The sequence below is a fragment of the Ruegeria sp. HKCCE3926 genome, from assembly GCF_017872515.1.
In the GTDB taxonomy this organism is placed as follows: Bacteria; Pseudomonadota; Alphaproteobacteria; order Rhodobacterales; family Rhodobacteraceae; genus Ruegeria.
On record NZ_JAEDOU010000001.1, the window covers coordinates 174,945 to 188,584 of the forward strand.

Genomic DNA, 13,640 nt, shown 5'->3' on the forward strand with positions numbered 1-13,640 from the left:
CTCCGTTTTCAGTTGATCCCAAGATGGCCGTCGGACAGTGGTTTGACCAATCAGTTCTGCTGCCTCTATTCTGTAGAAAATCTACAGGATAACAGCATGACCGCCCTTCCACCCCTTAACGCCTTGCGCGCTTTCGAGGCTTCTGCCCGTCACTTGAACTTTCGACTGGCCGCCGAAGAGCTGGGCGTGACGCAGGGCGCCGTGGCGCAGCAGGTGCGCGGGCTTGAGGCGCGATTGAACGAGGTTCTGTTCGACCGCCTGCCGCGCGGGTTGCGCTTGACGGATGCCGGGCGGCGGTTTTACGCGCCCCTGCGACGTGCTTTCAGGTTGATCGAAGAGGCTGTGGCCGACTTGTCTCCGGACCGGCGGATCACATTGTCGGTCACGCCCAGCTTTGCCTCGAAATGGTTGGTGCCGCGTTTGTCGGGCTTCACGGACCTGTATCCGGACGTCTCGGTTCAGGTGGATGCGCGCGAGCGTCTGGCGGATTTCAGTTCGGATGGCGTCGATCTTGCAGTCAGGCAGGGTCGGGCGCCGTTTGCGGCGGAACTGGAGGCGGTGCCTTTGTTCTCGACCGAATTCATCCCGGTATGCAGCCCTTCTGTTGCGGGCGGAATCAGCACCTCTTCTGATCTGCTGACGCAAGTGCTGCTGAACGACACCCACGGATTGTGGCCCTTGTTCCTTGAACGGGTGGGGGTAAGCGGAAAACCCAGAATGATGAGCTTCAGCCAGACCAGCCTTGCGATCGATGCCGCAGTTTCGGGGCAGGGGATAGCACTGGCCAATGCGCCTCTTGTCGCGCCCGAGGTGGCCTCGGGCCGTCTTGTTCAGCCGCTTGCGGATGTCCTGGTTGCAGATCTGGGGTTTTACGTGGTTGCGCCCCGCAAGCCGCGCCAGCCGCAACTGGTCAGGATCATGCGCGACTGGCTGTTGTCTCAGGTCTGAAGAGACGCGGCGATCGCCTCGATCCGGGCCCGCAACCAGCGATGTGCCGGGTCATTGGCCGACCTTTGGTGCCAGACCATGTAGATCGACACCGGCGCGCATTCGAACGGCAGTGGCGCGCAATCCAGCATGGCCAGCGGGCCCTGTTTCATCAGCGCCGTGTCGGTCGAGATCAGGTCGCTGCCCAGTATGAAGGCCGGGATGGCGTTGAAATGCGGCAAGGTCACCACCGCTGGCCTGATCTGGCTTTGATCGACGCCACGCATGACGGCGCGGGCATTGCGGCCATCGGCAAAGCGAACCTCGACATGATCGCAGTTGCAATAGGCGTCCCAACTGTCCGGCGGCGTGCGCTGTGTGGCGTCATAGAACAGCATCAGCGGGCTGGTCATCAGGCGTTTTTGAAAGATATCCGGCCCATCCGGTGGCAACGGGGTCAGCATCAACTGGCATCTGTCACTGCGCAGCAGCTCGGGGTCGGGCACGCCTGAAGGAATGAATTCCAGCCGCAGACCCGCGCCTTCGGCACGTGTTTCTCGTAACAGCTGCGGAAAGATCAACTCGCGCGGCATGTCATTGGTGGCGATGCGGATCCTGATCTGTTCAGACTGCGGATCGAACGGCCGCCCTTCGGTCAGCGCCCGCATTCCGTCCAGCACCTTTTGTGCGGGCTCCTTCAGAGACAAGGCGCGCTCGGTCGGGGTCAGGCCCTGACCGGACCGAACAAACAACGGGTCGCCCAGCACCAGCCGGAGCTTGGCGAGCGTGTGGCTGATGGCCGATTGCGTGACGCCCAGCCGATCCGCAGCTTTCGAAACCGAGCTTTCCTCGAGAATGGTCAGAAAGGTGCGCAGAACCTTGCCGTCGAGATCAGTGAAATCGATTTTCTTCATACCGCTTATGATTATGCATGAATGGTTTCGCTGTCCATGACGGGGTAGGGGATGAGTGGCAACAGGAGGCGCATAATGGGATTCCGCTTTTTCTCGGACAAGAACCGGCCCGTTCACATGGGGCGATACCCGTTGGAGCGTTTGACCCGACAAGATACCATGCCGGATTTGTCGCGCGTGCCCGCCATGGGCGAACTGAGTTTCCTCCGGCCGGAACGGCCCTACAGCATCGTCAACGCCATGGGCGAGTTTCAGGCGATGCTGGACGCGATCCGCGACGGGTTGGTGAACCCGATTGCATCCGAGATCCCCTCAGATCCGCAGGAGCGCGCCAACCATCTGAAGGCATTTGGGTATTTCAACGACGCATCGATGATGGGCTGTGGGCCGTTGCCGTCGGATGCACTGCTGGAGGAACCACGCCGCAACCCCGATATCGACCGGCTTGCCCACGCATTGCGCACGCGCCAGACCAAAACGCTGGCCTCTGGGATCGATCTCATCATGGCCGATCTGAAAGACAGTATGGAGGCCGCGCCCAAGCCGATTGACGACCACCGTCACGCCATCGTCTTTCTTTACGAACACAACCGCGACCCTGACCCTTCCGAACCCGGTGCGGACTGGATCATCGACGCGCAGGATCATCGTGCCTGCCTGCTGGCAACCGAGAATGCCGTGGTCATCGCCAACTATATCCGACTGCTGGGTTTTGACGCCCGCGCGCACAGCATGATGTCGTCCGAAGTTGATCTGGGCAAGCTGGCCATGGCCGCCGGTCTGGCCTCGGTCGAGGGCGACCAGCTGGTTGCGCCTTGGCTGGGCACCCGGTTTGGCCTTGCTGCCGTGACGACCGAGATGCCCATCGCGCATGACCGGCCGCTGAGGCCCATGCCGCAACAGCCGTGGTTTCGGACCCAAGGTCCGGCATGGTGGCTGGGCACGGGATTTGCCAAGAACGCCCTCAACCGTGACCCATATGCCAAACGACGCTATGTGGACGGGGCCCATCCCTTCGAAAAGCTCAAACGGGTCGAGGCTCCGACAACCTATATCGACGAAGAGAATGTGGCCCGCGTTCCCAAGCGCGCCGACATGTTCGCCCGCGCCCAGTTCGGCGACATGGGCAAGTCATTGCAGGACGCCGCGAAAGGCGGGTACTACGTGCGCAAGGCCGCGCCCAGCTTTGCCCAGCGTCGCGCGCTGGGTGCATTCGTTCTGTTGCAGGATGGTGAAAGCGCCGAGGTCGCCGGATCCACCGATGCCGAGCGCAATGCGGCGAACATCAAGGCGGCGACCTATTTCCTGGGGGTCGATGCGGTGGGCCTCAGCCGCTGCCCGGAATGGGCGTGGTATTCTCATGACGCCACGGGCGAAGAAATCGTGCCGCCGCATGATCAGGCCATCAGCATGATCATCGATCAGGGCTATGAAACGATGGAAGGGGCCAGCGGTGACGACTGGATCAGCGTCGCCCAATCCATGCGCGCCTATCTGCGCTTTTCACTGCTGGGCGGCGTGATTGCCCAGCAGATCCGCAACCTGGGCTACAAGGCCAAGGCGCATACGGTTATGGATGGCGAGGTGCTGCAACCGCCGCTGTTGCTGCTCTCGGGGTTGGGTGAGGTCAGCCGGATCGGAGAAGTTATCCTGAACCCCTATCTGGGCCCGCGCCTGAAATCAGGCGTGGTGACGACCGACATGCCGATGGCGTATGACAAACCCATCGATTTCGGCCTGCAAACCTTTTGCGAATCCTGCAACAAATGCGCCCGCGAATGTCCCTCGGGCGCGATCACCGCCGGACCGAAGCTGATGTTCAACGGTTACGAAATCTGGAAATCCGACAGCCAGAAATGCGCCACGTACCGTGTGACGACCCCGGGCGGCGCGATGTGCGGGCGCTGCATGAAGACCTGCCCGTGGAACCTCGAAGGCCTCTTCGCTGAACGCCCGTTCCGCTGGGCTGCGATGAACATCCCCACCGCCGCGCCCGCGCTGGCCAGGCTGGACGATGCGGTCGGCAATGGCGGGCTGAACGACACCAAGAAATGGTGGTGGGATATCGAGTTGCAGCCCGACGGCGCCTATCGCCCTACGACGCACCCGTTGAACCGGCGCGATCTGCAAAAGGATCTGGACCTGAAATATGAGGATCAGACCCTGGCCGTCTATCCCGCTTATCTGGCTCCGCACCCATGGCCCTATCCCTTTGCAATGGACCGAGAGGCCGGGATTGCAGCCTATGAGGCCATGGTGACGGCTGACGAGTACAAGGCCCGCAAGGCAAGCGGGGACATGTCGATCATCCATCGCTATCAGATCGCCGGTGATGCGCCCGTGATGCGGGTCGCCGTGACCAAGGTTGAAAAGATGACGGCGGATGTCACGAAATACGAATTTGCATCGCTGGACGGTGCGCCCCTGCCGGGATGGACAGCGGGCGCACATCTGGACGTTCTGGTCGCGCCGGAATTCCTGCGGCAATATTCCATGTCCGGCGACCCGTCGGATCGTACGAAATATCAGATCGGAGTGCTGCGCGAGGATGACGGGCGCGGCGGGTCCGCGCTGTTGCATCGCATCTTTTCCGAGGGCCGAAAGGTTTTCGTGTCCAATCCGATCAACCACTTTGAATTGGATGAAAGGGCCACCAGAACATTCCTCATGGGTGGCGGCATCGGAATCACCCCGATGATCGCATTTGCCCATCGTCTGCATGCGCTGGGCCGCGAGTTCGAATTACACTATTCGGCCAGCACACGGGGCGGGGCGGGGTATCTGGATGATCTGGCCGCCATGCCCTGGGCGGATCGCGTTCATTACCATTTCTCGGATGAAGGCACCCGCGCCGACCTGAATGTAATTCTGTCCGGCTACCGGGATGGATGGCATGTCTATACCTGCGGGCCGGATCGTTACATGGACGGCGTGGTTCAGGCGGCCGAGCAGCAGGGCTTTCCCGAAGAGGCGCGTCACCTGGAATATTTCTCGGTTCCTGAAACGCCTGAATATGAAAACCACGCGTTTGAGCTCAAGCTTGCGCGTTCGGGCCGGACACTGCCCGTGCCCGCAGACAAGGACGCGGCGCAAGTTCTGAACGAAGCCGGTATTCATGTGGATGTGAAATGCGCAGACGGCATCTGCGGCGTCTGTAAATGCGGTGTCATCTCGGGCGAGGTCGAGCATCGGGATTTCGTTTTGTCCCGCAAACAGCGCGAAGGCGCCATGATCCTGTGCCAAAGCCGCGCGGCGGAACCTGATGGGGTGATCGAGATCGATCTCTGAACCCTGTCCAAAAGCGACATTTGGAAGTTGAATTTTGATCGCTCGGCCCATGGACGCCGGACGAGGGGTGAATTAACGTCGCCGCGAACCCAGATATTCCTGACCAACAGGTACGAGGTAGCTTCATGGATTATCACAGCCCTGCCAGCTTTGCCGAAGCTTCGGCTCTGGCCGCGAACGCGACGGGCATCACACGTTTTCTGGCGGGCGGTACGGATGTACTGGTGCAACTGCGCTCGGAACTGGTGACGCCCGATACGCTGATCGACATCAAGAAGATCGACGGCGTGCGTGACATCACCCGCAATGCCGACGGCAGTTGGACGATCGGCGTGGCCGTCACCGGCGCCGAGATGAGCGAGCACCCCGAGCTTGGCCGCGACTGGCCCGGTGTGGTCGAGGCGATGGACCTGATCGGTTCAACTCAGGTTCAGGGCCGCGCGACGCTGACGGGCAATCTGTGCAATGGCTCACCTGCGGCTGATTCCGTGCCCGCCATGGTGGCCGCAGGCGTGACCGTCACCGTAACCGGCCCCGATGGCACGCGTGACGTTGCGGTCGAGGACATCCCGACCGGGCCCGGCAAGACCTCGCTGGCGAAGGGCGAGTTGATCTCGGCCATCAACATCCCTGCCCGAGGCAAGAATGGGGGCGACGCCTATCTGCGGTTCATCCCCCGTACCGAAATGGACATTGCGGTGGTGGGCGTAGGTGTGAACCTCCGTCTGGACGGTGAAGTCATCACAGAGGCGCGCGTGTCGCTGGGTGCCGTGGCACCGACCGTTCTGTTGGTTGAAGACTGTGCCAACGCGATCATCGGCAGCACTTTGGACGATGCCGCCCTTGACGCACTGGCCGCGGCCGCGTCCGCCGCCTGCAATCCGATCGACGACAAACGAGGTACGATCGCATTCCGTACCGAAGTCGCCGGCGTTCTGGCCAAACGTGCCGCAAAGATCGCCTATGCCCGCGCGAAGGGAGAAAACGCATGAGCAAGCTCCACGTATCCACCACCGTGAACGGGGACGCAGTCGAATACCTGTGCGACCCGCGCGAAACCCTGCTGGACTGTTTGCGCGACAAACTGAACCTGACCGGCGCCAAAGAGGGCTGCGGCACCGGTGATTGCGGCGCGTGTTCGGTCACCGTCGATGGCCGTCTGGTGTGCTCGTGCCTGATGCTGGGTGTCGAGGCCGAAGGCAAGCAGATCGAAACCGTCGAAGGGATTGCGGATGGTGACATCCTGCACCCGTTGCAGAAGAAGATGATCGAATACGCCGCGCTGCAATGCGGCATCTGCACCCCGGGCATTCTGGTGGCGGCGAAGTCGCTGCTGGAGAAGAACCCCTATCCGACCGAGGAAGAAACGCGTTATTGGCTGGCGGGCAACCTATGCCGCTGCACCGGTTACGACAAGATCATTCGCGCCGTGATGGACACGGCGGCTGAGATGCGGGAGGCGTCATAATGGCTCTGGACGATCGCAAAACTGACTTCACCTTCGTTGGCACCCGCCCCGATCGCCCTGACGGTCTGGACAAGGTGACGGGCCGGGCCAAGTTCGGTGCGGATATCTCGGCCCCCGGTATGTTGCACGGCGCAATTCTGCGCTCACCCCATGCCCATGCCCGGATCGTCAGGATTGATACCTCGAAAGCCGAGGCATTGAAGGACGTCAAAGCCGTCGTGACCCGCGCCGATTTCGCCGATGTCCCGTTCAAGCCCGGGCTTGAAGGCGAATTCTGGAATGTGCTGGAAAATGTCATGGCGGGGGAAAAGGCGCTCTATGACGGGCACGCGGTAGCTGCGGTGGCGGCCACATCTGCCTTGGCGGCACGTGATGCGCTGAAACTGATCGAGGTCGAATACGAGGTGCTGCCGCACGTCACCGATGTGGACAAAGCGATGGCCCCGGATGCGCCGGTGATCCGGGAAGGTGCTGCGGATTATTCGGTGCCGGAAGGGATGCACCCGAACGTCGTGCGTTATCACGAAAGCGGTCACGGTGACGTCGAGGCGGGCTTTGCCGAGGCCGATCTGGTTATCGAAGACAGCTTTGTCACCGAGGCGACCCATCAGGGCTATATCGAACCGCATGCCTGCCTGGGCATGCTGGGCAATGACGGCAAGGGCGAGTTGTGGTGCACAACCCAAGGCCACTGGATCGCGCAAAAGACCTGTGCGGCGCTGCTGGGAATCGAAACCTCTCAGCTGCGCGTCACGGCGTCTGAAATCGGCGGCGGTTTTGGCGGCAAGACCACGGTGTTCATCGAACCCGTCGCGCTGGCGCTCAGCCGCAAGGCCAACCGTCCGGTCAAGATCGTGATGACCAGGTCCGAAGTTTTTCGTGCCACCGGGCCGACCTCTTCGGCGTCGATGGACGTGAAGATCGGCATGAAGAAAGACGGCACGATCACGGCGGCGCAGGGTGTCTTCCGTCTGCAAGGCGGGGCCTTCCCCGGCGCCCCGGGCGATATGACGGCCATGTGTGCCTTTGCGCCCTACAACCTGACCAACGTCAAGCAGATCGGTTACGATGTGATGTCGAACCGTCCGAAACAGGCCGCGTACCGCGCGCCGGGCGCTCCGATGGGCGCCTTCGCCGTTGAATCCGTCCTTGATGAGCTCTGCAACAAGCTGGGCCTTGATCCTATTGATGTGCGTCTGAAAAATGCCGCGCATGAGGGCACGAAGGCCAGCTATGGCCCGACCTACGAACGCATCGGTCTGATGGAAACGCTTGAGGCTGCCAAGGCGCATCCCCATTACGCGGCACCGCTGAAGCCGGGTCAGGGGCGCGGGGTTTCCTGCGGTTTCTGGTTCAACCACGGGGGCGAGACCAGCGTCTCATTGGCACTGTCCGAGGATGGTTCGGCGCAGTTGATGGTCGGCACACCCGACATTGGCGGGTCGCGCGCATCCATGGCCTTGATGGCGGCCGAGGTTCTGGGCATTCCGTATGAAAATATCCGCGTGACCATCGCCGACACGGCGACGCTGGGTTACAACGACGTGAGCCATGGTTCGCGCGTGACCTACGCGTCGGGCCTCGCGACGATCAAGGCCGCAAGACACGCGGTCGAGAAACTGTGCGAACGTGCGGCGGCCAAGTGGGGCATCCCGGTCGATGCGGTGAAATGGGAAGACGGCTGCGCGGTGCCCTCGGGGCCTAATGCGGGGGATTTCGACCCGATGCCTTTGGCCGACATCACGGCGGATATGGGATCGACCGGAGGCCCGATTTCGGGCCATTTCGAAGCAACCCCCGAAGGCGCGGGCGTATCCTTTGGCACCCATATCGTCGATGCCAAGGTCGACCCGGAAACCGGCAAGACATCGATCACCCGGTACACGGTCATTCAGGACGCCGGCAAGGCGATCCACCCGACTTATGTGGAAGGGCAGTTTCAGGGTGGCGCCGCACAGGGCATCGGCTGGGCACTGAACGAGGAATACATCTATGGCGAAGATGGCCGGTTGCAGAACTCGATCTTTCTTGACTACCGGATTCCCGTTGCCAGTGACCTGCCGATGATTGACACGGTGATCGTCGAAGTGCCCAACCCGGGCCACCCGTTCGGGGTGCGCGGCGTGGGCGAGACGGGCATTGTGCCGCCCCTGGCCGCCATTGCCAATGCGGTGTCCAATGCGGCGGGTGTTCGGATGAAGCAACTGCCGATGTCTCCGCCGCGCATTCTGGCGGCCCTGAAAGAAAATGGTTGAGGTCCACCTTTGGTCCGGCCTCCGGTCACTGACCGGGGGCCAGCAAGTGGTTGAGGTCGAGGCCAAAACCACCGGAGAGCTATTACGGGCTTTGGTCCGTGCCCACCCACAGTTGCAGGCCCCCATTGATGCAGGGGTCTCCATCGCGATCGACGGGCGCGTCATAGCCACCGGGCTTACCGAGCCGATTCCCGAAGGCAGTGAAGTCTATCTGATGCAACGTCTCAGGGGCGGTTAGGCGTCAGGTGACCAGGGCTCGCGCCCGACCATCCGGTCAGCTTCTGCCGTGATGTCGTTCATGTGCTGCTCCAGGCTCAGGCGCAGGGTCTCGATTTCCTCTTCGCTGGCCTTGCGGGGCACTGTTTCAGTCCATTCCCGGCACAGAAACACGCCTTCATTTCGCCAGGGGCGGGGCATCAGAAGGTGATCCCAGGTTCCCGCTTCGCGACCATGTTTCGTGGAAAAGGTGATACCGAATACACGCTTGCCCGAGGTGCGCGCCCACACCAACGGAACCGTCGACAGAACCCGTTCGGGCCCGCGCGGACCATCTGCCGCGATCCCAATAGAGATACCCTGCTTCATCTTGCCCAGAACCTGACGTGACAAGGCGACGTGGCGTGTGTTGCTGGCCATGGCGATCGTGTCCATGCCAAACAGCTTTTGTACTCGGCCCACCATGCTGCCCGCCCGGGCAGAGGAGGTGATCGAACAGATGCGCCCCTTGTCCAGCGGGAAGAAATAGGGCGACTGCGCCAGCCGTTGATGCCACAGCACGACGATGACCGGTTCACCTTGTTCGGCCAGCTGATCCAGTTCTTCGTATCCGATGCGCTGCCAGCGTGTGTTGCGGTTGACCAATCGAATGTAAGTGGCGATCCGGCGGGCCACCCAGTTCAGCACGGCTTCGCTGTCTGCGATCTTCTTGCGGAGGTTCACACGGGGTTCCTTTTGCTGACCGGACCTTGTCTTAGCGCACTGCACATTTTGCGCAACTTGTTTGTCGGCTCAGATAGTGGCGTGGAATTCGAAAAAGCCTCTTGAGTCCGCCGCGCGGCTGTCATATCTGGGGCTCACCATAGGGGTATAGCTCAGTTGGTAGAGCGACGGTCTCCAAAACCGTAGGTCGCGGGTTCGAGCCCTGCTGCCCCTGCCATCCGCATTAAAACACCATTCGGCAATCGTGCCTGGCGCGTTTCCAGCGCGCGCGGCTTTCGGCTATGGCCGGGGCGGACCGGCAATTAGAACGCATGCAGGCTTTGTGAGCCGCAGTGCAGCCAATCCCTATATGCCATCTAAAAATACCGGCCCAGAGTGTGAACAGCGTCACTGACTGACATCGGGAAGTCTGGTTATCTGAGGATGTCAAAGAGTTGGCGTTCAGGTTCTGCACAGAACGCAGGTTTTCAGTTTCTCCCTTGTGACTGGGGCGCGCTTGTGGTCGAGCGCGCCCTTTCCGTTTCTCGTCAGCAACCCATAGTGACGATATCAGAACGTGCAGAGAATCCGTCCAAAGACGGTACTTGAGTAGAACCCGCAAAATCGGGCTTTGCACCATAGAAAGGTGTTGGGCGACCGGTCAGTCAGGCCAGCAGCGCCAGATCCCCGATATTTGTCTTGTGCCGGGTCGGCATCGTTTTTGCCGGATGGCCGTCGATCGTCAGGGCGAGGTCCTCATAAAACCCGCCGCTGTCGAACCACCAGCGATGCGACTTCATCATCTTGCGCTGCCCTTTGGGGACGTCTCGTTGATATTGGTGGTCACAGAAAATATCCCAATGACCTTTCGAGGTCAGCTTCGGCATCCCGACACGACCAGCGCGACGCCGACCGCCGTGAACAATCCCACCGGCCAGGGCCAGCACCTTGTCTTTCCGGCTATAGTAATTGGTGAATCGCTTGCACCGTTTTTTCAGGACCAGATCGCCCCATGCGCCCTTTTCCAGCCATTCTGAATCGATGTCCGCTGACGCAAACATGACCTGATCCGCCGACCATATCTTGTTGCCTGGCCCGGCCGAATCCCCGAAGTCCGAGAAAGCGCGCAGTACCACCAACGCCCCCATGGAATGCGCGATCAGATGCACCTTGGGGCGTGGCGACATCCCCAACAGCGGCAAGATCCCGTCCCCCACCAGATGCGGCGCCACCGCCTTGGCATCGGAGCGGTCCGAGTCGTAGGTGTGCACCGATCCGTCGCTGGGCCAGTCAAAGGCAACGACCGCGCCCTGATACCCGTTGCCCCTGAGATTGGTTTCTATTTTCCCCAGCCGGTCCAGCATGTCCTTCTGGCTGGTGTTGAACCCGTGAACATAGATCAGGACGGCCGAATCCCCGCCCTCCTGTCGCACGAGATCCAGCCATTTGGTTTTTTTGATAATACTACCCTTACGAATTTTTCCACCAGGGCTTTGCTGGGTGATGTGAACATACCTGGTCTTTGCCGCCGGCTTAAACGTGAACTTTTTCTTCGGGGCGTTATAAGTGCGGCGTGAAAAAAACAGTGCCAAGTCGGAAACTCCCTTCTGAACAATTCCTGAATTGTGCCACGAACTGCCATTTTCACAAAGGGTTGGCCTTTAACCTCTTCGGGGCCAAATCGGCGTCGTTGGGAGAATGCGGGAATGCGCCAAGGTTGCATACCGGGGCATCCTGACGTCCAATGCCTGTTTCCTCTGCCGGCTTAATGCCCTAGTGTCCGCTGCAAACGAACACACGCACGAGGCCCCATGTCGCGTTTTGATGGATATTTCCTGCGGCAATTGCTGATTCTGTTTGGCTTTTTCACCCTGGTGCTTGTCGGTGTGTTCTGGATCACCCGGTCTGTCAGCCTGTTTGACAGGGTCATCAGCGGTGGGCAGTCGGCGATGGTCTTTCTGGAATTCACCGCGCTGACTTTGCCGACCCTGATCCGCACGGTCATGCCCATGGCGGTGTTTGCCGCCGCCGTCTATGCCACAAATCGCCTGAGCCGCGAAAGCGAACTGACGGTTATGCTGGCCACCGGATCCAGCCCTTGGCGGCTTGCCCGGGCGGTGCTGCTGTTCGGTGTGATTACCGGGGTGATGATGGCGATCATCAGCGTGTTCCTGCGCCCGGCCTCGGTTGAACAGCTGGAAATCCGGCAGGCTGAAGTGGCTGGAGATGTGACGGCTCAATTGCTGAACGAAGGCGAATTTCTGCACCCCGCCGAAGGTGTCACGGTTTACATAGGCAGGATTGATCTGGACGGCACACTTCATGAAGTCTTCGTGTCTGATCGCCGCGATCCTGAAAACGCGGTCAGCTATTCAAGCGTAACGGCATATCTGGTCAACAATGATGCTGGCATTCACCTTGTGATGGTTGATGGGGTTGCATTGCGCCTGAACAAGGAAGGCAAGGTGTTGTCATCGACCCTGTTCCAGGACGCGTCCTACGACATCTCGGAACTGACGAATACAAATCCGATGGCCCGGCGCAGCCTCGAAGCCATTCCAACCGCCGACCTGATCCGCAACCGGGATGAGGTTTCAGCCACGGAAGGGTTCAGCCAAGGCAAGCTGATCGAAGAGCTGCACCAGCGGTTCTCGTGGATTGCGATTTGCATCGCCGTGGCGCTGGCCGGGTATTCAACCCTGATGCTGGGCAGCTTTTCCCGGTTTGGATTGTGGCCTCAGATATTGGGCGCCTTCACCATTCTTGTGCTGCTTGAAGGTGTGCGCGGGTTTGTTTCCCCGGTGGTGATCGATGACCCGGAGCTTTGGTTTCTGCTGTACCTTCCCGCAATCATAGGGGTGCTGATCTCGGGCCTTTTCCTGCTTGTTGCTGGTCGGCCGCTTGTGCGAAAACGGCAGCGCGATCCCCAGATCATGCCGACACCGGCCTGAGTTCTAGCCGCGAAGATCCACCAAACAGCTGTGAATGTCGTCAAATTCCTCGCGATCACCGCGGGTGACCAGATACATGGGCAGCGGCAAGCTGATACTGTCCTCGACCCGCTCCAGAGCACCCGAGGCCAGATGTTCGGAAATGACGTAATCGGGGAAATAGCCGTTTCCGCCTCGGTGCAGAACATATCGCAGCGCCATCATGCAATTGCCAAGAAACACTGTCTGACCCGACGCCCGTCGCGCAGCCGATCTGACATGGTCCTGATAGACCTCGCCCAGTTCAAGGTTGACGAAGATCATGTCATCGTCCGTGCCGTCAGCCTGTGGCGTCCGGACCAGGGACAATAGCTCGGGTTCAAGCGCGTACCATGTGACACGCCGGTCCGCCGGCTTTTCATGTGTGATCGCCGCGTCCAGCACATGGGTTGCCACCGCTTCGACCATGTTCAGGTCGTGGTCATAGTTCAGCGTCAACAGCAATTTGCCAAAGCGCTGTTCAAACCGAACCGCCAGGTCCACCAGCAACGGATCCCAGATGCTGAGCTGGCCGCCCAACCGCAGTGCCGGGCGGTTCTGTGCCTGTCCCGGCAGGTCGCGCGATGCAAAGCCCCAAAGGGACAACATCTGTTCCGCATAGGGTTTGAACTGCCGGCCGAACTCGGTCAGCGCCGTTCCTCCGGCACCGCGCGTGAACAGCGCCCTGCCGGTTTCCTCCTCGATCAGGCGAATACGCGCGCTGACAGCGGTCTGCGTCACATTCAACTTGCGAGCGGCGGCATGAAAGCCACCGGCTTCGGCCACGCAGAGAAAAGTTTCCAGAGCTTTGAATTGCATGTCGAAAGTATTTTTTGATCATTGCGATAAAATCAATTCATTTTTTTGAAGGGTGGTTTCGAACTACGCTTTCGCTCAGGAC

Annotated in this window: 11 protein-coding genes and 1 tRNA gene; 8 read left to right on the forward strand and 4 right to left on the reverse strand. The window is 60.4% G+C overall.

Going from position 1 to position 13,640, the window contains the following annotated elements; genetic code table 11:
• Nucleotides 1-96 precede the first annotated feature (96 nt).
• Nucleotides 97-948, forward strand: a complete 852-nt coding sequence (locus tag I9184_RS00885; protein WP_209832330.1) for a LysR substrate-binding domain-containing protein — start codon at nt 97-99, stop codon at nt 946-948.
• On the opposite strand, the gene I9184_RS00890 is transcribed toward I9184_RS00885, so the two are convergent.
• Nucleotides 939-1,841, reverse strand: coding sequence for a LysR family transcriptional regulator (locus I9184_RS00890; protein ID WP_209832332.1), 903 nt, complete (start codon nt 1,839-1,841; stop codon nt 939-941). The genes I9184_RS00885 and I9184_RS00890 overlap by 10 nt on opposite strands.
• A 75-nt stretch (nt 1,842-1,916) precedes the next feature.
• On the opposite strand from I9184_RS00890, the gene I9184_RS00895 reads away from it, so the two are divergent.
• The 5 genes from I9184_RS00895 (at nt 1,917) to I9184_RS00915 (ending at nt 9,090) form a co-directional block, all read left to right on the forward strand.
• Nucleotides 1,917-5,129 carry a reductive dehalogenase gene (locus I9184_RS00895; protein ID WP_209832334.1) on the forward strand — a complete coding sequence of 1,071 codons (3,213 nt, stop codon included), beginning with the start codon at nt 1,917-1,919 and terminating at the stop codon, nt 5,127-5,129.
• A 125-nt stretch (nt 5,130-5,254) separates the two neighbouring features.
• Entirely contained in the window at nt 5,255-6,121 is an 867-nt protein-coding gene (locus tag I9184_RS00900) for a xanthine dehydrogenase family protein subunit M (RefSeq protein ID WP_209832336.1), read from the forward strand.
• Nucleotides 6,118-6,597: a (2Fe-2S)-binding protein gene (locus I9184_RS00905; protein WP_209832338.1), complete on the forward strand. Its 480-nt coding sequence runs from the start codon at nt 6,118-6,120 to the stop codon at nt 6,595-6,597. Before I9184_RS00900 ends, I9184_RS00905 begins: the two co-directional genes overlap by 4 nt.
• Nucleotides 6,597-8,852, forward strand: coding sequence for a xanthine dehydrogenase family protein molybdopterin-binding subunit (locus I9184_RS00910; protein WP_209832340.1), 2,256 nt, complete (start codon nt 6,597-6,599; stop codon nt 8,850-8,852). Before I9184_RS00905 ends, I9184_RS00910 begins: the two co-directional genes overlap by 1 nt.
• Nucleotides 8,845-9,090: a MoaD/ThiS family protein gene (locus I9184_RS00915; RefSeq protein ID WP_152458904.1), complete on the forward strand. Its 246-nt coding sequence runs from the start codon at nt 8,845-8,847 to the stop codon at nt 9,088-9,090. Before I9184_RS00910 ends, I9184_RS00915 begins: the two co-directional genes overlap by 8 nt.
• Here the strand turns inward: I9184_RS00915 and I9184_RS00920 are convergent.
• Complete coding sequence (locus I9184_RS00920) at nt 9,087-9,791, reverse strand: DUF374 domain-containing protein (protein WP_171722794.1); 705 nt, start codon at nt 9,789-9,791, stop codon at nt 9,087-9,089. The genes I9184_RS00915 and I9184_RS00920 overlap by 4 nt on opposite strands.
• Nucleotides 9,792-9,932: 141 nt before the next feature.
• On the opposite strand from I9184_RS00920, the gene I9184_RS00925 reads away from it, so the two are divergent.
• Nucleotides 9,933-10,008, forward strand: a tRNA-Trp gene (locus I9184_RS00925).
• A 427-nt stretch (nt 10,009-10,435) separates the two neighbouring features.
• Here the strand turns inward: I9184_RS00925 and I9184_RS00930 are convergent.
• A complete protein-coding gene (locus I9184_RS00930; protein ID WP_171634209.1) occupies nt 10,436-11,203 on the reverse strand; it encodes an alpha/beta fold hydrolase in 768 nt (255 codons plus the stop codon).
• Between the two features lie 378 nt (nt 11,204-11,581).
• Between I9184_RS00930 and lptF the strand changes: the two genes are divergently transcribed.
• Nucleotides 11,582-12,721, forward strand: a complete 1,140-nt coding sequence (lptF, locus tag I9184_RS00935) for an LPS export ABC transporter permease LptF (protein ID WP_171722795.1) — start codon at nt 11,582-11,584, stop codon at nt 12,719-12,721.
• 3 nt (nt 12,722-12,724) lie between these two features.
• Here the strand turns inward: lptF and I9184_RS00940 are convergent, their stop codons facing one another.
• Entirely contained in the window at nt 12,725-13,558 is an 834-nt protein-coding gene (locus tag I9184_RS00940) for a LysR family transcriptional regulator (RefSeq protein WP_171722796.1), read from the reverse strand.
• Nucleotides 13,559-13,640 lie beyond the last annotated feature (82 nt).

Bases quoted from the DNA above. Each gene is read 5' to 3' on its own strand.
- I9184_RS00915 (WP_152458904.1), top strand. From the start codon at position 8,845: ATGGTTGAGGTCCACCTTTGGTCCGGCCTCCGGTCACTGACCGGGGGC.
- lptF (WP_171722795.1), top strand. From the start codon at position 11,582: ATGTCGCGTTTTGATGGATATTTCCTGCGGCAATTGCTGATTCTGTTT.
- I9184_RS00895 (WP_209832334.1), top strand. From the start codon at position 1,917: ATGGGATTCCGCTTTTTCTCGGACAAGAACCGGCCCGTTCACATGGGG.
- I9184_RS00900 (WP_209832336.1), top strand. From the start codon at position 5,255: ATGGATTATCACAGCCCTGCCAGCTTTGCCGAAGCTTCGGCTCTGGCC.
- I9184_RS00885 (WP_209832330.1), top strand. From the start codon at position 97: ATGACCGCCCTTCCACCCCTTAACGCCTTGCGCGCTTTCGAGGCTTCT.
- I9184_RS00940 (WP_171722796.1), bottom strand. From the start codon at position 13,558: ATGCAATTCAAAGCTCTGGAAACTTTTCTCTGCGTGGCCGAAGCCGGT.
- I9184_RS00890 (WP_209832332.1), bottom strand. From the start codon at position 1,841: ATGAAGAAAATCGATTTCACTGATCTCGACGGCAAGGTTCTGCGCACC.
- I9184_RS00905 (WP_209832338.1), top strand. From the start codon at position 6,118: ATGAGCAAGCTCCACGTATCCACCACCGTGAACGGGGACGCAGTCGAA.
- I9184_RS00910 (WP_209832340.1), top strand. From the start codon at position 6,597: ATGGCTCTGGACGATCGCAAAACTGACTTCACCTTCGTTGGCACCCGC.